Genomic DNA, 22,299 nt, shown 5'->3' on the forward strand with positions numbered 1-22,299 from the left:
CAGCCAAGGGAATTTCCAAAAAAATATCTGGCGATGACTACAACTCCACGCTATGCGATACAAAGCGGCGGGGCTGGGGATTGGCACTCTAAACAGGTGATCGGTGACGGGTTTCCGTCGCTCTCGCACTACGTTAGTGTCCAAGTCCTTGCGCCTGGAGTTCAGTACTACCCAATGACATCCTATGTAGAGGTCGTGTCCGGACTTCGGCCGAAGATGCGGCGCGCCATTATAATGATCCAGGATCTGGTCATGGTCCTGGTCGCGGTGGCGCTGAGTCTGGGGCTTTCTCAGTCGAGACTTTCATTCGACGCGCTCTCCACGGCCGGCCTGGCGTGCTGGGCAAGTATTGTTTTTCTCAGCCATATGCTGTTTCGCTATTGCGGCCTCTACAACACCGTGTGGCGTTTCGCCTCCACGCCGGACTTCTTCAACATCCTGAAGAGCTGCGCCATCCTGACCGTCACGCTCTATGTCGTCTCGCTGGCGGTTCGATCGTTTCAGCCGGTGACCGGCCTCAACGAGCGCCAGTTCATCGTCTTTTTCCTCGTCTCCTTCACCATCATATCGGCGCCTCGGCTCTATTACCGGTTCCTGCGCGACGGGGCGAGCTGGCGGATCCTGAGCCGCAACGCAAACAATGTGGCGATCAAGCAGGCGCTGTTCGTCGGCAGGCTCGGCGAAGCAGACGTCATAATCCGGTTCACGCGCACGGCAGAGCCGGCCGAATATTCCATCGCCGGGATCATGGCCATCGAGAACGGCGCGCCTTTGGGCACGCAGATCCACGGCGTTCCGGTGGTGGCCGTGCGCCCCCGCCTGGTCGAGGTCCTCGAAGAATATGCAAGAGGCACCAAAAGCCTCGACATGCTGATTTTCGGCAAAGGCGCCGAGCGCGAGATCGAAGAATTTTCGGAACTGGTTCGCATCGCCCGTCATAGCGGCATCGCCGTCGTCCAGTTCTCCGGCGTCTCGGAGCTCGGGCAGCGCGGAAAGCTGGTTCTCGATGCCGTCGAGATGGAAACCATCCTGCGCCGCTCAACGGTTCCATCCGACATTGAGCGCATTGGCGGCTTCCTCAACGGCAAGCGCGTCCTGGTCACCGGCGGCGCCGGCTCAATCGGTCGCATCCTGGTCAAGCGGTCGCTGGAACTTGGCGCCGAGGCGGTTCTGGTCGCCGATATCTCGGAGTTCGGTATTTTCCAGCTCGACCAGCAGGTTGACGAAAAGGACCATGTCCGGCTCAAGAGCCGCATCGTCGATGTCACAGACCGGCGCCAGATCACCCGCGTCGTCAGCGATTTCAAGCCCGACATCATCTTCCATGCCGCCGCGCTCAAACATGTGCCGCTGCTCGAGGAAAATTGGGAATCGGCGATCCAGACCAACATTTTGGGCACCCTCGTCTGCGCCGAGGTTGCCGCCAAATGCGGGGTGCCGCAGTTCCTGCTGATTTCCAGCGACAAGGCGGTCGATCCGACCTCGGTGCTCGGCATGACGAAACGCGCCGCCGAGCAGATCGTCTCTTCGCTGCACGAAACGCACGCCACCGGGCCTAGCGGCCGTCGCTCCGGCACCAAGTTCATCGCCGTGCGGTTCGGCAATGTCTTCGGCTCCAATGGCTCGGTCGCCACCATCTTCCAGGCGCAGATCGAGGCCGGCGGTCCGGTCACCATCACCGATCGCCGCATGACCCGCTACTTCATGACGGTGGCCGAAGCCGTCGACCTCGTCATCATGTCGGCGGCCGACGCCGAGCGGCGCCAGGGCAAGGACGACTACGCCATCTACATGCTCGACATGGGCAAGCCGGTGCCGATCCTCGAAGTCGCTGAAACCATGATCCGCATGGCCGGCAAAAGCCCCTACACCGACATTCCGATCCGTTTCACCGGGATCAGGCCGGGCGAGAAGCTTCACGAGGTGCTGCATGGCGGCAATGAGGAGATCGTCGCGCTGGATATCCCCAAGATCTTCGGCCTCAGAACCGATGTCGTGGGATGGCCCAAGGTCCAGGCGGCGCTGACATCGCTGCAGGCGGCCATGCGCGATCAGGACAAGGCCTCGGCGCTCGCCGTCATGGCCGCCCTCTATCAGGCGGAAGAGCCTCCAAGTGACGCACGCCGGGAAACCGTTGCGAAAACAGTCGGGCAAGCTGGTTAGAGCAATTCCAGGAAAAAGTGTGGAGCGGTTTTCCCGTCCGGGATTGCGTCAAAACAAAGAGCCTGTCCTGATCGACCGGGATTGGCTATTGAAACCGATCCGATGGCCGTTCCCAGGCGTTTGCAGATGATTTTGAACCAGTGAGCAGACAAGATCAGCGCGTGGCCGTGCTGCTGGGCACGAAAGATGGCGCGGCTTTCCTTGACGAGCAGCTCGCGTCGCTGGCTGCGCAATCGCATCCTGTTGTCGACCTCTGGGTTTCCGACGACGGTTCGACAGACGGCACTTCGGCCATTATCGGCGCCTGGCAGAGCCGCTGGTCCAAGGGCCGGTTCACCCTGTCGAATGGTCCTCGCCAGGGCTTTGCCGCCAATTTCCGCGCGATGATCATCGATCCGCGCATCGAGGCCGACTACTACGCCTTCTGCGACCAGGATGACATCTGGGAGCCGGATAGGTTGGAGAGCGCTATTGCCTGGATGCAAGGGCACGATGCCGCAACGCCGCTGCTGTTTTGCTCCAGGACCGCGACCATGTCCGAAACCGGAGCGGCGCAAGGGTATTCGCCGCTGTTCCAGCATCCACCCGCATTTCGCAATGCGCTTGTGCAAAGCATTGCCGGCGGCAACACGATGATGATCAACCGCGCCGCGCGAAAGTTGCTGGCAAAGGCATCGGCAAGGACCGAGTTCGTCAGCCATGACTGGTGGACCTATCTGATCGTCACGGCTGCCGGCGGCATTGTTCGCTATGACCCGCGACCGCTGGTGCGCTACCGCCAGCATGAGGCAAACCTGGTCGGCGCCAACGTGTCGTGGAAGGCGAGGCTGTCGCGGCTGGGGCGCCTCTTCAGGGGCGAGTTCGCCGTCTGGACCGATCACAATCTGAGTGGCCTGGCGGTCAATCGCGACATCCTCTCGAGGGATGCCGCCGCCTGTCTCGGCCTGTTCATCAGGGCACGAAAGGGCGGTATCTTGCGACGCCTGCGCCTTCTCAGAAAAAGCGGCGTCTACCGGCAGACGCTGGCTGGGACGCTTGGGCTCTATCTGGCCTTCATCTGGCGGCGGATCTAGAGCATGCAGACACGGCCATGAGGGAACCCAAGCGAGCTTTCGACCTGGCGGTGGCGGCGCTGCTGCTGCCACTGGCCTCGCCTTTCATCCTGCTTGCCATGCTGGCAATCAGGACGACGTCGCCTGGACCGGCACTCTTCTCTCAAACCCGTGTCGGCCAGCACGGGGTGCCGTTTGCCTGCCACAAGCTGCGCACGATGGTTGTGGGAACGCCGTCTCTGCCCTCGCATCAGGCGCCGGCAATTTCCGTCACTGCCGTCGGCAAGGTGCTGCGGAAATTCAAGATCGACGAGCTGCCGCAGCTCTGGAACGTGCTCAAGGGCGAGATGAGCCTGGTCGGACCGCGGCCGTGCCTGCCCACGCAGACGGAATTGGTCGAACGCCGCAGGCAATTGGGTGTGCTTGCGGCGCTTCCGGGCATTACCGGGCTCGCGCAGATGAAAGGCATCGACATGTCCGACCCAAAGCTCTGCGCCGAAACCGATGCCGAGTATTTAAAGTCGGCATCGGTGGGCCTCGATGTCCGCATTCTCATAGGCACGATTTTCTACCGCTGAACGGCACCCGATTTGTAGCGGCGTGCGAGCTCGGTCAGCTGTTCGAGCGAATCGGTCTGTGGCGCCCAGCCTTCGGATACCAGCACGGACGGATCGCAAATTTGGGTCGCGGTCATCGCCTCCCATGCCGTGCGTTTGCCGATCAAGGTCAGTGCTGTCCGCACCAGGCCGCCGGGCACTCTGGACAGCTTCAACGAGTAGCCATAACCGTCCCGGAAGGCCATGATGATGGATGAGACCGGGAGGGGCGGGAGGTCGCAGGCGACGTAGGCCGGGCGAACCGACTGCGGACGGCTGAACAGATAAACAGCGGTTCGCGCCGCACTCTCGCATGACATCAATGATCGGAGGCCGCTGAAGGTCGCCGCCGGCAGCGACAAGGCTATAGGCATGCCGCTCAGCCGCATCAGGTACGCCAGGTTTCCCTTCATGCCTTCGCCATAGACCGGCGGCAGGCGCAACGTCGTGGCGTCGGAGGGCCTGGAGGCATAGGCTTCGAGCATCCTGATCTCGCCTTCGCGTTTCGAGCGCCCATAGGCGCATTGCGGGGCTGCTGGCGTCGCTTCACTGATGGTTCCGCTGAAACCGGGACCGGCCACCGCCCGGATCGATGACAGATAGACGAAGCGCCCGCTTGTCCGCCAGGCGGCCGCGCGCGCCAGCTGGGCGGTCAGTGTCGCGTTGGCGGCCATGAAGTCGGCTTCGCTCGCCTTGCGGTCATTGTTGAGCGCCGCACAGTGGACGACATGGGTGACATCTCGCATCAGCGCCTGGAATGCCTGGGCCGGCGCGTCGAAGTCCGGCAACAAAACCGCATCGCTCACGGGATCGAGCCGTTCCGGGTGGCGCGATGCCATGCGCACCCCGAACCCGGCTTCGCGAAGCTGGTTGACCACCTGCCTGCCGATGAAACCCGTCGCGCCTGTGACCAGCACTTTCACGGCCGGCTTGCCTGGGGCGCCGGGGCCGGTTGTTCCGGCAGCATTTGTTGCCGGCCCGATGCAAGATAGGTCCCGGACACCAGAAACACCATCAGTGTGGCATCGAGGATGTCGTGGCCGACCAGGATGCCGGTCAGGCCGCCGATGAGATAGGTGATCGCAGTGACGACAATCATCGTGGCGCCGAACCGCTCGATCGCGTCCGCGCTGGTGCGCAGCACGATGGCCGCGTTTCTCGCGGCAACGACGAACACAGCCGCGAGCGTTACGGCTCCAAGCAGGCCGGCCTCCACCAATGCGGTCAGGAAGCCATTGTGGAAATGGCTGAAGCCCGTCGACGGCATGTTGAACTGATTGTGGAACCCATCCTTTATCAGCTCGCGGCTTGCGGCAATGCCGTGGCCGAAAATCGGCATGTCGTGGAAGGCGCTCAGGCCAATCTGCCAAAGTGCGGCGCGCAAGCCGAGCGCGGTCGTGTGGTCGCCCTTCGTGGCGAGCGCATCCCAGTCGCTGAACAGGAAGGCCGCGCGCTCGGAAATGATGGGGAGACCGATGACAGCGATGACGATGCCGGTCGCCCCCGCAATCAGCAAAAGCCGAATGGCGTTTCTGTTGTTGAGCTTGCGACGGTTGATCAGCAGGACCGCGATGCCGGCCACCAGCATCGCCAGCCAGATTATCCGAGATCCCGAATAGACAATGGCGACCGCGCCGGCCAGTGTCGCGCAGGCCAGCAACGTCCTGTTCTTTTCTACACCCGATAAAGCGCCTGCCAGGCACATCATCATGCTGAGGCAGGCGACGGTCGCGAACACGATCGGATTGCCGGCGCCGCCTTCGGCCCGTATGCCCAGCCCGTGATATTGCACGACCGCCAGCAGCACGGCGCCAAAACAGGCGGCGGCGCTCGCCAGCACGACGATGCGCGTCAGCGTGGTTTTCTCGGTAATGCTCCAGGTCGCGTATGAGACAGGGAAAAACAGGAAGGTGATCAGCCCTGCCAGATGCGGCGCATCCCTGGCGATCGAATTGTTGACGATGGAGGCGAGCACGCTGGCTGCGCAATAGGCATAGATGGCCACCGTCATCACGGTCATCGGCCGGTCAATGTTGAAACGCCGTCTTTTCAACGCAAGCAGAAGCACCGACCACAGGCCGCCGCCATTGAACAAAAAGCTGACCGCCGATCCCAGCACCGGCGGGAAAAAGAAGCACAGAATGGAGAAGGTGATGTTGATCCGTGACGGCGAAACGTGCTGCTTGATGGCGGAGATCGGGGTCAATGCTCTGGTTCACAATGCGCTGGGTCGCGTGGCGACGGACAATGTTTGGCGCGGCATTTGCGGCATGCCGCCCGGCGCAGGTTCAGGAGCCGGTATAGCGGCTGGGTGCGGTTTTCGAAAGTGCGACGAGGTCGGGCCGGCGTTTCTTTCGGTCCAGGCAAGATTTTTCCCGGCCTTTGAAGGCTATCGCTCCGTCGGGCAGGAATTTCCCGATTCTGGGCTTTTCATGGAAAATTCGTTGCCGATCGGTGTGGCCGCCGGCCTTTCCAGCGTTGTTATATCAGGTGGCGATCTGCTAGAACGCCGGCACGAACCGATAGTGTCCAGCAGTGAAGCTTGAACCGGGCGGCTGAAAAGGACGCCCGATCCATCTGATGCAAGGTCTGGATTGCACGAGAGAACGCTCACAGTCCATGAACATCGCGCTTACGCATCTGCAGCGGCTCGAGGCCGAGTCCATCCACATCTTCCGTGAGGTTGCGGCCTCCTTCTCCAAGCCGGTGATGCTCTATTCCGTCGGCAAGGATTCCTCCGTGCTGATGCATCTGGCGATGAAGGCCTTCTATCCGGCCAAGCCGCCTTTCCCCTTCCTGCATGTCGACACCACCTGGAAGTTCCGCGAGATGATCGCCTTTCGCGACCAGATGGCGCAGAAGCTCGGCTTCGACCTGCTGGTCCACGTCAATGAAGACGGCGTGCGCGACGGTATCAACCCCTTTGACCATGGCTCGAACACCCACACCCATGTGATGAAGACGGTGGCGTTGCGCCAGGCGCTCGACAAATACGGCTTTGACGCTGCCTTCGGCGGGGCGCGGCGCGACGAGGAGAAGTCGCGCGCCAAGGAGCGCATCTTTTCCTTCCGCAACGCCCAGCATGTCTGGGACCCGAAGAACCAGCGGCCGGAGATGTGGAAGATCTTCAACACCCGCATCGCGCCGGGCGAATCGATCCGCGTGTTTCCGCTGTCGAATTGGACCGAGCTCGATATCTGGCAGTACATTCTGCAGGAAAACATCCCGATCGTGCCGCTCTATTTCGCCAAGGAGCGGCCGGTGGTCGAACGCGACGGCATGCTGATCATGAAGGATGACGATCGCATGCAATTGCGCCCCGATGAGACGGTGGAGAACCGCCTGGTCCGTTTCCGCACGCTTGGCTGTTATCCGCTGACCGGCGCCATCGAATCCGACGCCGACACGCTCGAAGCCATCGTCGGCGAGATGCTGACGGCGCGCACCTCCGAGCGCCAGGGCCGCCTCATCGACCGCGATGAAGCCGGCTCGATGGAAAAGAAGAAGCGCGAGGGGTATTTCTGAGCATGCGCCATATCCTGGCCAAGAGCCTCGCTCCCACCGACGGCGTGCGCGAATACATGGCGGCGCAGGAGAAGAAGTCGCTGCTCCGCTTTCTCACCTGCGGCTCGGTCGACGACGGCAAGTCGACGTTGATCGGCCGTCTTCTGTCCGACACAAAGCAGATCTTCGAGGACCAGCTCGCCGCACTCGCGCGCGATTCCCGCAAGCACGGCACCACTGGCGACGACATCGACTTCGCGCTTCTGGTCGACGGCCTCGAGGCCGAGCGCGAGCAAGGCATCACCATCGACGTCGCCTACCGCTTCTTCGCCACGCCCAAGCGCAAGTTCATCGTCGCCGACACGCCCGGCCATGAACAGTACACCCGCAACATGGCGACCGGCGCCTCTACCGCCGATCTCGCCATCGTGCTCATCGATGCGCGCCAGGGCGTGCTGCGCCAGACCCGACGCCACTCGATCATCGCTTCGCTGCTCGGCATCCGCCATATCGTGCTTGCCGTCAACAAGATCGACCTCGTCGATTTCGACCAGGCGGTGTTCGACCGTATCGTCGAGGATTACCGGCAGTTCTCGCACGAGCTCGGCTTCCAGACGATCGTGCCGATCCCGATGTCGGCCCGCTATGGCGACAATGTCACCAGCCGCTCCGGCAAGACGGCGTGGTATTCCGGCCCGTCGCTGATCGAGCATCTCGAAACCATATCGGTCGACGAGGCCGCGGTCGAACTGCCGTTCCGGTTTCCGGTGCAGTATGTCAACCGGCCCAATCTCGACTTCCGCGGCTTTGCCGGCACCATCGCGTCCGGCTCCGTCGCGCAGGGCGACGAGGTGGTGGTCGCCAAATCCGGCAAGGCCTCGCGGGTCAAGCGCATCGTCGCGCAAGGCGGCGATCTTGCCCAGGCGGTGGCCGGCCAGGCCATCACCCTTGTGCTCGATGACGAGGTCGAGGTCTCCAGAGGCAACATGCTGGTGTCGCCGGCGGCACGGCCGCAGGTCGCCGACCAGTTCGCCGCCAACATCGTCTGGTTCGACGAGGCAGCGCTGCTGCCGGGTCGCTCCTATATACTGCGCACCGAGACCGACCAGACCAGCGCCACCGTCACCGACCTGAAATACCGCGTCAACGTCAACGACTTCGCTCGCGAGGCGGCGAAGTCGCTCGAGATGAACGAAGTCGGCATCTGCAACATCTCGACCCGGGCGCCGATCGCCTTCGACTCCTTCGCCGACAACCGCGATACCGGCGCCTTCATCCTGATCGACCGCATCACCAATGCCACGGTCGGCGCCGGCATGATCCTGCATACCTTGCGCCGCGCCGAAAACATCCACTGGCAGTCGCTCGATGTCGGCAAGCGCGGCCGCTCCGACCTGAAGAGCCAGCGTCCCGCCGTGTTCTGGTTCACTGGGCTTTCCGGTTCGGGCAAGTCGACCATCGCCAACCTGCTCGAGAAGAAGCTGTTCGCTTCCGGGCGCCACACCTACATTCTCGACGGCGACAATGTCCGCCACGGCCTAAACCGCGATCTCGGCTTCACCGACGTCGACCGTGTCGAAAACATCCGCCGGGTCGCCGAGGTGGCCAAGCTGATGGCCGATGCCGGGCTGATCGTCATTGTCTCCTTCATCTCGCCCTTCAGCGCCGAGCGGCGCATGGCCAGGGAGTTGATGGCCGACGGCGAGTTCGTCGAAGTGTTCGTCGATACGCCGTTCGAGGAATGCGCCCGACGCGACCCGAAAGGCCTTTACGCACGGGCGCTGAATGGCGAGATCAAGAACTTCACCGGCGTCGATTCCCCGTATGAAGCTCCCGAAAATCCCGAAATCCATCTCAAGACACTCGGCAAGACGGCCGAGGAGATGGTAGAGGCTCTGGAACACTGGCTGAATGAGCGCGACATTGCCGAAGACCAATATGACAGCGGCGGCGGCATCTGACGACGAAGTGATGCTCGACGTGTTCGAGCGCCTGGCGCTCGAAGCCGGACGCGAGGTGATGCGGGTCTTCAAGGCCGGCTGCGCGGTCGACAGCAAGTCCGACTCCTCGCCGGTCACGGAAGCCGACCGCGAGAGCGAGACGATCATCCTCGCCGGCCTGCGTGCGGCCTATCCCGATATTCCCTGCGTGGCCGAGGAAGAGGTCGCCGAAGGCATTGTGCCGCCCGATCTGGATGGCGCCTTCTTCCTGATCGATCCGCTCGATGGAACGAAGGAATTCGTCAACCGCCGGACCGATTTCACCGTCAACATTGCGCTTGTCCGGCACGGCGTGCCGGAGATCGGCGTCGTCTTCGCACCGTGCAGCGGGCGGTTCTTCTCTGGACGGCCGGGCTGGGCCGAAGCAATCGAGGTCGAAGGCGACTTCCGTATCGTCGGCCGCCGGCGGATTTCGGTTAGGAGGGCGGTCACGCCGCTGGCGGTCGTTGCCAGCCGCTCGCACAACACCCCGGAGACCGAAGCCTTCATCAAGGATCTCGGCGCCGCCGAGATCGTCTCGGTCGGCTCATCGCTGAAATTCTGCCTGCTCGCCGCAGCCGAAGCCGACATCTATCCGCGCTTCGGCCGCACCATGGAATGGGACACGGCGGCCGGCGACGCCGTACTGCGCGCCGCCGGCGGCATGACGCGCACGCTGGACGGCGAGCCGCTCACCTATGGCAAGCGCAAACAGAGCGACGACGAGGATTTCGCCAACCCGCATTTTATTGCGAGCGGGAAGGCGGCGGACGCGGCGTAACTGACGCCGCCGCTACATGCGCCGAGTTCGAGCCAATGTAGTTGCGGATCGTCTCGATGATGCGGTCCTGGTCGGCTTCGCTGAGATAGGGATGCATCGGCAGGCACAGGATGCGCTTCGGCAGTTCCTCCGAAACCGCAAGCCCGGTCGGCGTGCGCGGATAGTCGCGATAGGCGACCTGCTCGTGCAGCGGCTTCACATAATAGATCACCGAAGGGATGCCCTTTTCGCCGAGATGCGCCCTCAACCCGTCGCGCTTCGGCGTCTCGATGGCGTATTGCGCCCAGGCCGAGCGGCCACCGCCCAGATTGCGTGACGCCTTGACGATGTCGCCGAGACCTTCGGCGTAGCGCTTGGCCACCACCTGGCGGGCGACCATCTCGTCTTCGAGGATGGCGAGTTTCTCGATCAGGATCGCCGCCTGGATCGTGTCGAGGCGTGAATTGATGCCGACGCGGACATTGTCATACTGCGTCTCGCCCTTACCGTGGAACGCAAACGAGCGCAGCTGGTCGGCCAGCGCGTCGTCATTGGTGAACATCGCGCCGCCATCGCCGTAGCAGCCCAGCGGCTTGGCCGGATAAAAGCTGGTCGAGCCGACATGGCCGAAGGCGCCGCACATTGTGCCGTCGGCCGAACCGCCGATCGACTGCGCCGCATCCTCGATCACCAGCAGCCCTTCGCGCTTGGCAATCGCCATGATCGCCTCGTAGTCGGCGGCAAGCCCGAACAGGTCGACGGGAATAATCGCCTTCGGCTTCAGCCGGCCTTCCTTCTTGATCATGGCGATCGCCGCCTCGAGGCTGGCGATGTCGATGTTGTAGGTCTCGGCGTCGACATCGACGAAAACCGGTTCGGCCTTGGCAAGCGCCACCACTTCCGCCGTCGCGGCAAAGGTGAAGCTCGGCACGAACACCGCGTCGCCGGGGCCGATACCGGCGGCAAACAGCGGCAACAGCAGCGCGTCGGTGCCGTTGGCGCAGGCCACGACATGCTTGGTGCCGATATAGGCTGCGAGCTTGTTTTCGAATTCGGTGACTTGCGGTCCGAGGATATAGCGGCCTTCCTCGACGACATTGTCGATCGCGGCCTTCAGCCGGTCGCGGATACGTTCGCGCTGCGCGCCAAGATCGATGAATTGCATGTCGGCCTCAAAACGGTGTGGTGCGAGCCGCCCCAACGACACGCACAGAAACAACAACTTAACCGGGCCGCTGGTACCAGAGTTGGGTCGGTCTAGAAAGCCGGACCGGCCGCGGGACGGGTTGTCTAGGTGTCGCAGCCTGTTACTTCAGGCTTTCCCTGCATTGCCGCAAGATGCCGGAAATCCGGGCTTCGCCGCCTATTAATCCGGCTGATTCAGTGCGTCTTTCCGGCTCGCGGAAACATAAAGTGATCGGCTGCTTGCAGCGGCTGGCGGCGGACTAAGCGTGGATCAGGCGATTTCGTGCCGCCAGGGCGGGTTGGCGCCGGCCCGCGACACGGTCACCGCCGCCGCTTTGGCGCCGAGGGCCAGCGCCTGACGGATGGCGTCCTCCGAAAGGCCGCCGATCCCGGCCTTGGTGAGCAGGCCTTGCTCGTGCAGCGAGGCCAGAATGCCGGCATTGAAAGTGTCGCCGGCGCCGACCGTGTCGACCACCTCCACCTTATGCGGCATCACCGTGACCTTGTGATCCCTGCTGTAGCCGACTGCGCCTTCGCTGCCATGGGTGACGACGATCAGCTTGGGGCCCCGATCGAGCCAATTGCGGATGACGTCCTCATGCGAGCCGGCCTCGCCGAACCAGTGCAGATCCTCATCCGATAGCTTCACGATGTCGGCCATCGCCATCATCGAGCGGATGCGCCGGAGGTGCTTGGCTTTGTCGGGGATGAAGTTCGGCCGGATGTTGGGGTCGAGCATCATGACGCGGCGTTGGTGCTCGCGTTTCATGAATTCTTCGTAGGCAGCACCCGCCGGATCCGAAATCAGGCTGATGGCGCCAAACAGCATGGCTTCGATCTCGGCGCCCAGTTTCGGCAGATCCTCTGTCGTCAGCATGCGCCCGGCGGTGTTTTCGTCGTAGAAAGTGTAGGTCGCCTGGCCGTTGGTGAGCCGCACGAAGGCGAGCGTGGTCGGGCGAGGGGAGGTGTGCGCATAGGTGGAACTGACCTTGCTTGCGCCGAGCGCCTCGCGGAACTGGCCGCCGAACAGATCCGACGACAGGCCGGAAAAGAAGCCGGCGGGCGCGCCGAGGCGGCCAAGCGCGATCGCCGTGTTGAACACCGCGCCGCCGACATAGGGCGCAAAGGCCGGCTCGCCCTGTGTCGTGGTGCGCGGCAGCATGTCGATCAGGGCTTCGCCGCAGCAGAGGATCATGATTTCTTGTTCTCCGGCGGATAGATCACGCCCTTGCGGATGATGATGTTGGCGTAGAGCCGGGGTTCGCTGGTCCCGACGATCGCATATGCCGACCGGACGCGTGCATAGAAGTCGGCGCCCGCCAGCGCAACCACCTTGCGGCCCGGCGCGCGCCTGGTGCAGATCGCCTCGATCTCGAGGTGGACCGGATCTGCAACCGAGGGATCGCCTTTGACCGAGGCACGAAACAGCGCTTCCGGCACGAAATCATCCACCGGCAGAACGCTCAAAATGGCGTCAAGCACCGGTATGAGGTGAAGACCGTCGGCGCGGATCAGCCGGTTTGCCTGTTCTTCCGCCGGATAGTTGCCGTCGACAAGCGCGATCTCGTCGCCATGGCCCATGGCGCGCAATGTCGCCAGAAGCTCCGGACCGAGCAGCGACGGAATACCGATCAGCATTCAGGTGCTCCGGGAAATGGTGGTCGAACCGATGAGGAAGCGTTCGGACAGCGGCAGGCTGGCGCCGCCCAGCGCCCGGGCATGGATGCCGACGGTGCCTTCGCGCACCACCGGAAGCTTCAGGCCTTCGCCGTCAATGGTGCCGATCGCCTGCCTGACGGCATCGACGAGCCGGCGGCGTACGGCGAGCGGCATCCAGCCATCGATCACCGCGGCCTCGAAATCGATCACCGAGGACGCCGCGACAATGGCGTAGGCAAGCGCCTGCGAGGCGGTGGCAATCCAGTCGTCCAGATCGGCGCCGATCTCGCCCCATTCCTGCGGCGAGGTCCAGAGATAGGAGCCGTCAATGCCGCGTGCGTTAAGCGCCTTTTCCAGCATGGCGATCGAGGCGACGTCGATGAGCTGCGTCGGCTTGCCGTCTGGTCCCGGCACCGGCATCGAACCCAGCGCCCCGGCATTTCCGGTTGGCCCGCCGAACAGCCGGCCGTTGAGCACGATGCCGCCGCCGGCAAAGGCACCGATATAGAAATAGACGAAGTCGCGCGCGCCGCCGGTCTGGCCGAACACCAGTTCGGCGCCGCAGGCGGAGGTGGCGTCATTCTGCAGATAGACCGGGAATTCGCACTGCGCCTGGATGTCGGCACGGATGTCGCGATGGCGCCATTCGTCCATGATGTCGCGCGGCGCGCCGGCGGTGTCGGCCCAGTTCCACAGTTCGAACGGCATGGCGATGCCGAGCCCGGCAATGCGCTTGTCCTGCGCAGGTGTCAGTTCGGCGCGCATCGTCTTCATGCCTTCGGTGACGAACTCAACCGTCTCGCGCGGCGCCGGATAGCGGTAGGAGTGCTGCAGCATGGAACGCACAGTTCCGAGGAAATCGATCAGCACCAGTTCGGCGCTGCGGCGGCCGATCTTGAGGCCGATGAAGAAGGCGCCTTCGGGGTTCAGCGCCATCGGGATGGAGGGCTGGCCGATCTTGCCGCGCAACGGCGCCTGGCGCAGCAGCAGGCTGTCTTCCTCCAGTTCGCGCATGATGACCGAGACGGTCTGCGCTGAAAGCCCGGTCATGCGCGCAATGTCTGATTTGGCCAAGCTGCCGTGCTGGCGAACCAACGACAGCACCAGCCGCTCATTGTGGTCGCGCATACCGCTCTGGTTGGTGCCACGGTGGAGACGGCTGGCGGCCGCCTCGGGCGAACCGTGCCTCGCAATGCCGGTCTCCACCCTTGTTCCTTCCCTTGGTTTATTCTTACTGCTTTTGCGGCAGAATGAGTGAACCGCGCAAAGCTGTCAATAATAAATAAGAGTGATTTAATTATTGACAGGCGGCTCCCGCTGGTGTCATTTGAGGGCGCGTCCACACTGGGAGAACTTCAGTGGATGCGCTCGAGATGCCGGTTGGCGGCATCCGCATGGTTCCATGGGAGGAAGATCGTGACCAAAGCTTTATTGAAGTCCACCGTGTTCGCCGCGGCGGGCCTCGGCCTGATGGCGTTTGCTTCGACAGCATCGGCCGCCGGCGTCGGCGCCTGCCTGATCACCAAGACCGACACCAACCCCTTCTTCGTCAAGATGAAGGAGGGCGCGACCGCCAAGGCCAAGGAACTTGGCGTCGACCTCAAGACCTATGCCGGCAAGATCGACGGCGATAGCGAGAGCCAGGTGGCGGCGATCGAAAGCTGCATCGCCGACGGCGCCAAGGGCATCCTGATCACCGCGTCCGACACCAAGGGCATTGTGCCGACGGTGAAGAAGGCGCGTGACGCCGGCCTGCTGGTGATCGCGCTCGATACCCCGCTGGACCCGATCGATGCCGCCGACGCGACCTTCGCGACGGACAATCTGGAAGCCGGCAAGCTGATCGGCGCCTGGGCAGCCGCGACCCTCGGCGACAAGGCCAAGGACGCCAAGATCGGCTTCCTCGACCTGACCCCCTCGCAGCCGACCGTGGATGTGCTGCGCGACCAGGGCTTCATGATGGGCTTCGGCATCGACGTGAAGGATCCCAACAAGATCGGCGATGAGGACGATGCCCGCATCGTCGGCCACGACGTCACCAACGGCAATGAAGAAGGCGGCCGCAAGGCGATGGAAAACCTTCTGCAGAAGGACAACTCCATCACCGTCATCCACACCATCAACGAGCCCGCCGCTGTCGGCGCCTACCAGGCGCTCAAGGCGGTCGGTCTCGAAAGCCAGGTGCTGATCGTCTCGGTCGATGGCGGCTGCCCCGGCGTGAAGTCGGTGACCGAAGGCGTCATTGGCGCCACCTCGCAGCAATACCCGCTGCAGATGGCGGCACTCGGCATCGAGGCGATCGCCGCCTTCGCCAAGGACGGCGCCAAGCCGAAGCCGACCGAAGGCAAGAACTTCTTCGACACCGGCGTCAACCTCGTCACCGACAAGCCGGCCAATGGCGTGAAGTCGATCGACACCAAGGAAGGCCTCGCCAAGTGCTGGGGCTGATGGCTGTCTGACAGCCAGCGACAAGCTGACGGCCGGGGGCTTGATCCCCGGCCGCTTCGGGTGGACGATGCGTCACGCGAATAATCCCGGCAGCAGACCGGACAGGCGCGAGCGGGTCTCGGCATGGAGCTGAAGCCCAGGGGAGGAAACATGGCTCAAGCACAGGAATTCGAGAAGGTTCTCTCGAGCAGCGACACAAGCGTTGCCGCCTTTGACGAGCACAAATCGGCCGTCAAGCGCATCCAGCATTTCCTGCACTCCACGCCGGCGGCGGTGCCGCTGATTGTGCTGGTCCTGTCGATCGTAATTTTCGGCATCGCCATTGGCGGGCGTTTCTTCTCATCCTATACGCTGACGCTGATCCTGCAGCAGATCGCCATCGTCGGCATCCTCGGTGCCGCGCAGACACTGGTCATCCTGACCGCCGGCATCGACCTGTCGATCGGCGTGATCATGGTGATTTCAGCCGTGATCATGGGCAATTGCGCGGTCAGCTACGGCATGCCGGCCGTGCTCGCAGTGCCCATCGGGCTTGCCGCCGGCGCAGCCTGCGGCCTGCTCAACGGTTTGCTGGTCGCCTACATGAAGCTGCCGCCGTTCATCGTCACGCTCGGCACCTGGAACATCGTCATGGCGACGAACTTCATCTATTCGGCCAATGAGACGATCCGCGATACCGACGTCGACGCCCAGGCGCCGCTGCTGCATCTCTTTGCCCTGAGTTTCAAGATCGGCACGGCGGTGCTGACACTGGGCGTCATCGCCACGGTCGTGCTCGTTTTGATCCTCTGGTACGTGCTCAATCACACCGCCTGGGGCCGCCATGTCTACGCCGTTGGCGATGATCAGGAGGCGGCGAAGCTGTCTGGTATCCAGACCAAGAAAGTGTTGATGACGGTCTACACCCTTGCCGGGTTGATCGCCGCTTTCGCTGCCTGGGTTTCCATCGGCCGCAACGGCTCGATCTCGCCGTCAGCCGCCGTCACCGACTACAACCTGCAGGCGATAACCGCGACGGTGATCGGCGGCATTTCACTGTTCGGCGGGCGCGGCTCAATTCTGGGCACGCTTTTCGGCGCGATGATCGTCGGCGTCGTCTCGATGGGCCTCAACATGCTGGGCGCCGATCCGCAATGGAAGGTGCTGCTCACCGGTGTGCTGATCATCGGCGCCGTGGCGATCGACCAATGGATCAGAAAGGTTTCGGCATGACCGTGGAACCCATCCTCACCGCGCGCGGCCTGATCAAGCGCTATGGCCGTGTCACCGCCCTCGACAATGCCGACTTCGACCTCTACCCCGGCGAAATCCTGGCCGTCATCGGAGACAATGGCGCCGGCAAATCATCGCTGATCAAGGCGATTTCCGGCGCCGCCGTGCCCGACGAAGGCGAGATCCGTCTCGAAGGCAAAGCTGTCGCTTTCAAATCGCCCATGGAGGCGCGCGAGGCGGGCATCGAGACGGTCTACCAAAACCTGGCTTTGTCGCCGGCCCTGTCGATCGCCGACAACATGTTCCTCGGCCGCGAGATCCGCAAACCCGGCTTCCTCGGCGACTGGCTTCGCATGCTCGACCGGCCCGCAATGGAAAAGCGCGCCCGCGACAAGCTGACCGAGCTTGGGCTGATGACCATCCAGAACATCAGCCAGGCGGTGGAAACGCTGTCGGGTGGCCAGCGTCAGGGCGTGGCGGTGGCGCGCGCCGCCGCTTTCGGCAGCCGTGTGGTGATCATGGACGAACCGACTGCGGCACTCGGCGTCAAGGAGAGCCGCCGCGTGCTGGAACTGATCCTCGACGTCAAGAAGCGAGGCCTGCCGATCGTGCTGATCTCGCACAACATGCCGCATGTCTTCGAGGTTGCCGACCGCATCCATATCCATCGGCTCGGCCGCCGCCTATGCGTCATCGATCCCAAGCAATATACCATGTCCGACGCCGTCGCCTTCATGACGGGAGCGAAGGTTCCGCCGGAGGCTGCACTCGCTGCCTGATCCGCTCGACGGATAAATTGCCGCAGGGGAACTGGCGGCATGCTGGTCTAAATCGATTGAACGTATGTTGCGATGCACTAGGATAGGCTGGGACTGAGAGCGAAAGCCGGTATGATCGCAGCACGATCACGAGAGGCAGTATGACGCGAACAATGACAGCCAAAGCCCCCGATCTCGAAATACCCGATCCCAAGACGCTGGCCGACGAAGTCTTGCTGGCTCTCAAATACCGGGTCGGCAAAGGCACGTCCGTTGCTACGCAATATGATTGGCTGACCGCCTCGATCAAGGTCGTGCGCGACCGCATCGTCGATCACTGGATGCAGGCGACGCAGGAGGCCTACGCCCAGCAGGAAAAGCGCGTCTATTACCTGTCGCTCGAATTCCTCATCGGCCGGCTTATGCGCGATGCCTTCTCCAATCTCGGCCTGATGGACAATATGCGAGAAGCGCTCAAGTCGCTGGGCGTCGACCTGGACCTCATCGCCGGGCTCGAACCGGATGCGGCGCTCGGCAATGGCGGTCTTGGCCGGCTCGCCGCCTGCTTCATGGAAAGCATGGCGACCGTCGACATTCCGGCCCACGGCTACGGCATTCGCTACGCCAACGGTATGTTCCGCCAGGAGATCCATGACGGCTGGCAGGTCGAACTGCCCGAAACCTGGCTCGACCACGGCAACCCCTGGGAGTTCGAGCGGCGGGAGCGTGCCTTCGAGGTCGGCTTCGGCGGCTCGGTGGAATCGATCACCTCCAAGGATGGCCGGCTCGAGCGTCACGTCTGGAAGCCGACCGAGCATGTCCAGGCCGTCGCCTACGACACGCCGGTGGTCGGCTGGCGCGCCAACCGCGTCAACACGCTGCGGCTTTGGTCCGGCATGCCGGTCGATCCGATCCTGCTCGACAAGTTCAACGCCGGCGACCACATCGGCGCGCTGGCCGAAAGCAACAAGGCCGATGCCTTGTCGCGTGTGCTTTACCCCGCTGATTCCCACAAGGCCGGCCAGGAACTGCGGCTGCGGCAGGAATATTTCTTCTCCACCGCGTCGCTGCAGGACATCGTCCAGCGCCATCTCAGCCAGTATGGCGATCTCGCCTCGCTGCCCGACAAGGCGGCGATCCATCTCAACGACACCCATCCGGCGATCGCCGTGCCGGAGCTGATGCGCCTGCTGATGGACGTCCACGGCATGGATTTCGACCAGGCCTGGGACATCACCAAGCGCACCTTCGGCTACACCAACCACACGCTGCTGCCAGAGGCGCTGGAAAGCTGGCCGGTGCCGCTGTTCGAGCGGCTTTTGCCGCGCCACATGCAGATCGTCTACGCCATCAATGCGCAGGTGCTGCTTGAGGCGCGCGCCACCAACCAGTTCTCAAACGAGCAGATCAGCCGCATCTCGCTGATCCAGGAAAATGGCGACCGCCGCGTGCGCATGGGTAACCTGGCCTTTGTCGGCTCGCACTCGATCAATGGCGTGTCGGCGTTGCACACCGAGCTGATGAAGGAGACGGTGTTTGCCGATCTCCACAAGCTCTATCCCGATCGCATCAACAACAAGACCAACGGCATCACGCCACGGCGCTGGCTGATCCAGTGCAATCCAGGCCTCACCGCGCTCACCCGCGCGGCGATCGGGGACCGTTTCCTCGACGACATCGACGCCATCAAGGGGCTCGAAGCCTTTGCCGGCGACTCCGCCTTCCGCGACAAGTTCGCCGCCGTCAAGCGCTCCAACAAGGTCAAGCTCGCCAATCTGGTCGCCGACCGGCTCGGCATCAAGCTCGACCCGTCGGCGCTGTTCGACATCCAGGTCAAGCGCATCCACGAATACAAGCGCCAGCTGCTCAACATCCTGGAAGCGATCGCGCTCTACGACCAGATCCGCTCGCATCCCGAGCTGGACTGGATGCCACGCGTCAAATTTTTCGGCGGCAAAGCGGCGCCCAGCTACCACAATGCCAAGCTGATCATCAAACTGGCCAACGACGTCGCCAAGGTCATCAACAGCGACCCGTCGGTGCGCGGGCTGCTGAAAGTGGTGTTCGTGCCGAACTACAATGTCAGCCTGGCCGAGGTGATGATGCCGGCCGCCGACCTGTCCGAGCAGATTTCGACTGCCGGCATGGAGGCGTCGGGCACCGGCAACATGAAGTTCGCGCTGAACGGCGCCTTGACCATCGGCACGCTCGACGGCGCCAATGTCGAGATCAAGGAATGCGTCGGCGACGACAACATCTTCATCTTCGGCCTGAGCACGGCGGAAGTCGCCGAGCGGCGCAGCAATGGCTACAACCCGCGCGCCGTGATCGAGGGCTCCCCTGAATTGGCGCAGGCTGTTGCCGCAGTATCGTCGGGCGTGTTCTCGCCCGACCAGCCGGATCGCTACCGCGAGCTGGTCGACGGTCTCTACAACAGCGACTGGTTCATGGTGGCGGCGGATTTCGACGCCTATGCCGCCGCCCAGCGCGATGTCGACGCCGTCTGGCGCAACAGCCCCGATTGGTACGCGCGCGCGATCCGCAACGTTGCCCGCGTCGGCTGGTTCTCTTCCGATCGCACGATCCGCCAATATGCGAAAGAAATCTGGAACGTGCCCGCCTGATATGATTGCATGAGGCCACGACAATGGGTCTTGTGCACAAGAACTGGTTCCCAGGGAGGGACACCGCCTGATGAAGAAACCGCGCGCGACCGCGACGACGAGCGGGTCGGACGGGCTGGCGTCAGCCGGCGATGTCGCCGCAATTGTTGCAGGCACGCATGGCGATCCTTTTGCAATCCTGGGCGTGCATGATGCCGGCAAGAGCCTGGTTGCCCGCTGCTTCGTCCCCAATGCCGAGTTCGTCACCGCATACACGCTGGCCGGCAAGAACGCCGGCGAACTCACGCGGCGCGACGACGCCGGTTTCTTCGAAGGCAGACTGTCGATCAAGAAGCGTCAGCCGCTGCGCTATCACGCCGAAAATGCCGGCGGCGACTGGTGGCTGACCGATCCCTATTCCTTCGGCCCGGTGCTCGGCCCGATGGACGACTACTATATCGCGCAAGGGTCGCACCTCAGGCTGTTCGACAAGCTCGGCGCCCATCTCCTCGACCATGAAGGCGCGTCGGGCGTCCATTTCGCCGTCTGGGCGCCCAATGCAAGGCGCGTCTCCGTGGTCGGCGACTTCAACGAATGGGACGGCCGCCGGCACACGATGCGCGACCGCCGCGACACCGGCATCTGGGAACTGTTCATTCCCGATATCGGCGCCGGCCACCCCTATAAATACGAGATCATTGCCCCCGACGGCGTGCGCCTGCCGCTCAAGGCCGATCCGTTCGCCTTCAAGTCGGAATTGCGCCCGGCCACAGCCTCAGTGACGGCGGTGCCGCCGGCGCATGAATGGGGCGACGAGGCGCATCGCAATTACTGGCGAAAGGCCGATCCCCGGCGCGAAGCCATATCGATCTACGAGGTCCATGCCGGTTCGTGGCAGCAGCACGATGATGGCAGCTTCCTGTCATGGGACGAACTCGCCAACCAGCTCATCCCCTATGCTGTCGAGACCGGCTTCACCCACATCGAGTTCCTGCCGATCTCCGAACATCCCTATGACCCGTCATGGGGTTATCAGACAACCGGACTTTATGCCCCCTCGGCGCGCTTCGGCGACCCCGACGGCTTCGCCCGTTTCGTCGACGGTGCGCACCGCGCCGGCGTCGGCGTCATCCTCGACTGGGTGCCGGCGCATTTCCCGGTCGATGCGCATGGCCTGGCCAATTTCGACGGCACAGCGCTTTATGAGCATGCCGATCCGCGCAAGGGTTTTCATCCCGACTGGAACACCGCGATCTACAATTTCGGCCGCCGCGAGGTGGTGTCGTTCCTGGTCAACAATGCGCTGTTCTGGGCCGAGAAATACCATGTCGACGGTTTGCGCGTGGATGCGGTGGCCTCGATGCTCTACCTCGATTATTCGCGCAAGGCCGGCGAGTGGATCCCCAACGAGAAGGGCGGCCGCGAAAACCTCGAAGCAGTCTCCTTCCTGCAGAAGATGAACAAGGAGGTCTACGGCCACCATCCCGGCGTGATGACCATCGCCGAGGAATCGACCTCATGGCCGAAGGTCTCGGCGCCGGTGCATGAAGGCGGGCTGGGCTTCGGCTTCAAATGGAACATGGGCTTTATGCACGACACGCTGGAGTATTTCGCCAAGGAGCCGATCTTCCGCAAACATCACCACAACGACCTGACCTTCGGCCTGACCTACGCCTTCTCCGAGAATTTCGTGCTGCCGCTGTCCCATGACGAGGTCGTGCACGGCAAGGGCACGCTGCTCGGCAAGATGGCCGGCGACGACTGGCAGAAGTTCGCGACTTTGCGCGCCTTCTATGCCTTCATGTGGGGCTATCCCGGCAAGAAGCTGTTGTTCATGGGCCAGGAATTCGCCCAGCGCCGCGAGTGGAGCGAGGCGCGCGCGCTCGACTGGAACCTGCTCGACTTCCACCCGCATCGCGGCGTCTGGCAGACGGTGCGCGACCTCAACTATCTCTACCGCTCGCGCCCGGCGCTGCATGCGCGCGACTGCGAGCCGGACGGCTTCTCCTGGCTGATCGTCGACGACAAGGAAAATTCGGTCTTCGCCTGGCTGCGCAGCGCGCCCGGCGGCAACCCGATCGCCGTCATTTCCAACTTCACGCCAGTGCCGCGCGACAATTATCGCGTGCCATTGCCCAAGGTCGGCAAATGGCGCGAAATCATCAACACCGACGCTTCGGACTATGGTGGTTCGGGCAAGGGCAATGGCGGTGTGGTCGAAGCAAGGGCGGAAGGAGGAGGCATTTCGGCAACGATGCTTTTGCCGCCGCTGTCGACGATCATGCTTGAACTCGTTGCGGACTAGATCCGTCAACTCGTTGCGGACTAGGTCCGTCAACTCGTTTCGGATTAGGTCCGTCGACTCGTTGCGGACCGGGCG

The 22,299-nt window shown here is 63.0% G+C and carries 18 protein-coding genes; 12 read left to right on the forward strand and 6 right to left on the reverse strand.

From position 1 onward, the window contains the following. Window positions 1-174 precede the first annotated feature (174 nt). The 3 genes from NKI31_RS22730 (at window position 175) to NKI31_RS22740 (ending at window position 3,793) form a co-directional block, all read left to right on the forward strand. A complete protein-coding gene (locus NKI31_RS22730; RefSeq protein ID WP_031196486.1) occupies window positions 175-2,163 on the forward strand; it encodes a nucleoside-diphosphate sugar epimerase/dehydratase in 1,989 nt (662 codons plus the stop codon). A gap of 140 nt (window positions 2,164-2,303) precedes the next feature. Further along, complete coding sequence (locus tag NKI31_RS22735; protein ID WP_352652578.1) at window positions 2,304-3,236, forward strand: glycosyltransferase family 2 protein; 933 nt, start codon at window positions 2,304-2,306, stop codon at window positions 3,234-3,236. Between the two features lie 17 nt (window positions 3,237-3,253). Next, on the forward strand, window positions 3,254-3,793 hold the full coding sequence (locus NKI31_RS22740; RefSeq protein WP_023705480.1) for a sugar transferase: 540 nt from the start codon (window positions 3,254-3,256) through the stop codon (window positions 3,791-3,793). Here the strand turns inward: NKI31_RS22740 and NKI31_RS22745 are convergent. Next, window positions 3,784-4,734, reverse strand: a complete 951-nt coding sequence (locus NKI31_RS22745) for an NAD-dependent epimerase/dehydratase family protein (RefSeq protein ID WP_352558926.1) — start codon at window positions 4,732-4,734, stop codon at window positions 3,784-3,786. The genes NKI31_RS22740 and NKI31_RS22745 overlap by 10 nt on opposite strands. Further along, window positions 4,731-5,822, reverse strand: a complete 1,092-nt coding sequence (locus NKI31_RS22750; RefSeq protein ID WP_245271838.1) for an O-antigen ligase family protein — start codon at window positions 5,820-5,822, stop codon at window positions 4,731-4,733. Before NKI31_RS22750 ends, NKI31_RS22745 begins: the two co-directional genes overlap by 4 nt. Between NKI31_RS22750 and NKI31_RS22755 the strand changes: the two genes are divergently transcribed. From NKI31_RS22755 to cysQ, 4 genes are all read left to right on the forward strand, one after another. Then, the gene (locus tag NKI31_RS22755; RefSeq protein ID WP_245261131.1) at window positions 5,809-6,357 is read left to right on the forward strand and encodes a hypothetical protein; all 549 of its coding nucleotides are present in this window, start codon (window positions 5,809-5,811) and stop codon (window positions 6,355-6,357) included. The two genes, NKI31_RS22750 and NKI31_RS22755, sit on opposite strands and share 14 nt — an antisense overlap. A gap of 73 nt (window positions 6,358-6,430) precedes the next feature. Continuing rightward, a complete protein-coding gene (cysD, locus tag NKI31_RS22760) occupies window positions 6,431-7,336 on the forward strand; it encodes a sulfate adenylyltransferase subunit CysD (RefSeq protein ID WP_023705476.1) in 906 nt (301 codons plus the stop codon). A gap of 2 nt (window positions 7,337-7,338) precedes the next feature. Further along, the gene (gene cysN / locus NKI31_RS22765; protein ID WP_023705475.1) at window positions 7,339-9,276 is read left to right on the forward strand and encodes a sulfate adenylyltransferase subunit CysN; all 1,938 of its coding nucleotides are present in this window, start codon (window positions 7,339-7,341) and stop codon (window positions 9,274-9,276) included. Between the two features lie 10 nt (window positions 9,277-9,286). Further along, window positions 9,287-10,075 (forward strand): 3'(2'),5'-bisphosphate nucleotidase CysQ, encoded by a 789-nt coding sequence (gene cysQ / locus NKI31_RS22770; RefSeq protein WP_352652592.1) that lies wholly within the window; start codon window positions 9,287-9,289, stop codon window positions 10,073-10,075. On the opposite strand, the gene NKI31_RS22775 is transcribed toward cysQ, so the two are convergent. The 4 genes from NKI31_RS22775 to NKI31_RS22790 form a co-directional block, all read right to left on the reverse strand. Next, a complete protein-coding gene (locus NKI31_RS22775; RefSeq protein ID WP_352652579.1) occupies window positions 10,041-11,219 on the reverse strand; it encodes a DegT/DnrJ/EryC1/StrS family aminotransferase in 1,179 nt (392 codons plus the stop codon). The genes cysQ and NKI31_RS22775 overlap by 35 nt on opposite strands. Before the next feature lie 291 nt (window positions 11,220-11,510). Next, the gene (locus NKI31_RS22780; RefSeq protein ID WP_023708422.1) at window positions 11,511-12,434 is read right to left on the reverse strand and encodes a carbohydrate kinase family protein; all 924 of its coding nucleotides are present in this window, start codon (window positions 12,432-12,434) and stop codon (window positions 11,511-11,513) included. Continuing rightward, the gene (locus NKI31_RS22785) at window positions 12,431-12,877 is read right to left on the reverse strand and encodes an RbsD/FucU family protein (protein WP_352652580.1); all 447 of its coding nucleotides are present in this window, start codon (window positions 12,875-12,877) and stop codon (window positions 12,431-12,433) included. The genes NKI31_RS22780 and NKI31_RS22785 overlap by 4 nt, the downstream gene beginning before the upstream one ends. Further along, complete coding sequence (locus tag NKI31_RS22790) at window positions 12,878-14,104, reverse strand: ROK family transcriptional regulator (RefSeq protein ID WP_352459687.1); 1,227 nt, start codon at window positions 14,102-14,104, stop codon at window positions 12,878-12,880. A 264-nt stretch (window positions 14,105-14,368) separates the two neighbouring features. On the opposite strand from NKI31_RS22790, the gene NKI31_RS22795 reads away from it, so the two are divergent. The 5 genes from NKI31_RS22795 (at window position 14,369) to glgB (ending at window position 22,224) form a co-directional block, all read left to right on the forward strand. Next, window positions 14,369-15,346 carry a sugar ABC transporter substrate-binding protein gene (locus NKI31_RS22795; RefSeq protein WP_081725578.1) on the forward strand — a complete coding sequence of 326 codons (978 nt, stop codon included), beginning with the start codon at window positions 14,369-14,371 and terminating at the stop codon, window positions 15,344-15,346. 150 nt (window positions 15,347-15,496) lie between these two features. Beyond that, entirely contained in the window at window positions 15,497-16,558 is a 1,062-nt protein-coding gene (locus NKI31_RS22800; RefSeq protein ID WP_023670725.1) for an ABC transporter permease, read from the forward strand. Further along, window positions 16,534-17,337 carry an ATP-binding cassette domain-containing protein gene (locus tag NKI31_RS22805; RefSeq protein WP_245269849.1) on the forward strand — a complete coding sequence of 268 codons (804 nt, stop codon included), beginning with the start codon at window positions 16,534-16,536 and terminating at the stop codon, window positions 17,335-17,337. The genes NKI31_RS22800 and NKI31_RS22805 overlap by 25 nt, the downstream gene beginning before the upstream one ends. A 140-nt stretch (window positions 17,338-17,477) precedes the next feature. Next, window positions 17,478-19,940 carry a glycogen/starch/alpha-glucan phosphorylase gene (locus NKI31_RS22810; protein ID WP_352459685.1) on the forward strand — a complete coding sequence of 821 codons (2,463 nt, stop codon included), beginning with the start codon at window positions 17,478-17,480 and terminating at the stop codon, window positions 19,938-19,940. Window positions 19,941-20,010: 70 nt separating this feature from the next. After that, window positions 20,011-22,224 (forward strand): 1,4-alpha-glucan branching protein GlgB, encoded by a 2,214-nt coding sequence (gene glgB, locus NKI31_RS22815; RefSeq protein ID WP_352537969.1) that lies wholly within the window; start codon window positions 20,011-20,013, stop codon window positions 22,222-22,224. The last annotated feature ends 75 nt before the right edge of the window (window positions 22,225-22,299 follow it).

The sequence above is a fragment of the Mesorhizobium sp. M0659 genome, from assembly GCF_040320605.1.
GTDB lineage: Bacteria > Pseudomonadota > Alphaproteobacteria > Rhizobiales > Rhizobiaceae > Mesorhizobium.

Excerpts from the sequence above, each read along its gene's own strand:
- cysN (WP_023705475.1), top strand. The coding sequence starts at position 7,339 with ATGCGCCATATCCTGGCCAAGAGCCTCGCTCCCACCGACGGCGTGCGC.
- NKI31_RS22755 (WP_245261131.1), top strand. The coding sequence starts at position 5,809 with ATGGCCACCGTCATCACGGTCATCGGCCGGTCAATGTTGAAACGCCGT.
- NKI31_RS22800 (WP_023670725.1), top strand. The coding sequence starts at position 15,497 with ATGGCTCAAGCACAGGAATTCGAGAAGGTTCTCTCGAGCAGCGACACA.
- cysQ (WP_352652592.1), top strand. The coding sequence starts at position 9,287 with ATGCTCGACGTGTTCGAGCGCCTGGCGCTCGAAGCCGGACGCGAGGTG.
- NKI31_RS22795 (WP_081725578.1), top strand. The coding sequence starts at position 14,369 with ATGGCGTTTGCTTCGACAGCATCGGCCGCCGGCGTCGGCGCCTGCCTG.
- glgB (WP_352537969.1), top strand. The coding sequence starts at position 20,011 with ATGAAGAAACCGCGCGCGACCGCGACGACGAGCGGGTCGGACGGGCTG.
- NKI31_RS22730 (WP_031196486.1), top strand. The coding sequence starts at position 175 with ATGACATCCTATGTAGAGGTCGTGTCCGGACTTCGGCCGAAGATGCGG.
- NKI31_RS22785 (WP_352652580.1), bottom strand. The coding sequence starts at position 12,877 with ATGCTGATCGGTATTCCGTCGCTGCTCGGTCCGGAGCTTCTGGCGACA.
- NKI31_RS22750 (WP_245271838.1), bottom strand. The coding sequence starts at position 5,822 with ATGACGGTGGCCATCTATGCCTATTGCGCAGCCAGCGTGCTCGCCTCC.
- NKI31_RS22740 (WP_023705480.1), top strand. The coding sequence starts at position 3,254 with ATGAGGGAACCCAAGCGAGCTTTCGACCTGGCGGTGGCGGCGCTGCTG.
- NKI31_RS22805 (WP_245269849.1), top strand. The coding sequence starts at position 16,534 with ATGGATCAGAAAGGTTTCGGCATGACCGTGGAACCCATCCTCACCGCG.
- NKI31_RS22775 (WP_352652579.1), bottom strand. The coding sequence starts at position 11,219 with ATGCAATTCATCGATCTTGGCGCGCAGCGCGAACGTATCCGCGACCGG.
- NKI31_RS22780 (WP_023708422.1), bottom strand. The coding sequence starts at position 12,434 with ATGATCCTCTGCTGCGGCGAAGCCCTGATCGACATGCTGCCGCGCACC.
- cysD (WP_023705476.1), top strand. The coding sequence starts at position 6,431 with ATGAACATCGCGCTTACGCATCTGCAGCGGCTCGAGGCCGAGTCCATC.
- NKI31_RS22810 (WP_352459685.1), top strand. The coding sequence starts at position 17,478 with ATGACGCGAACAATGACAGCCAAAGCCCCCGATCTCGAAATACCCGAT.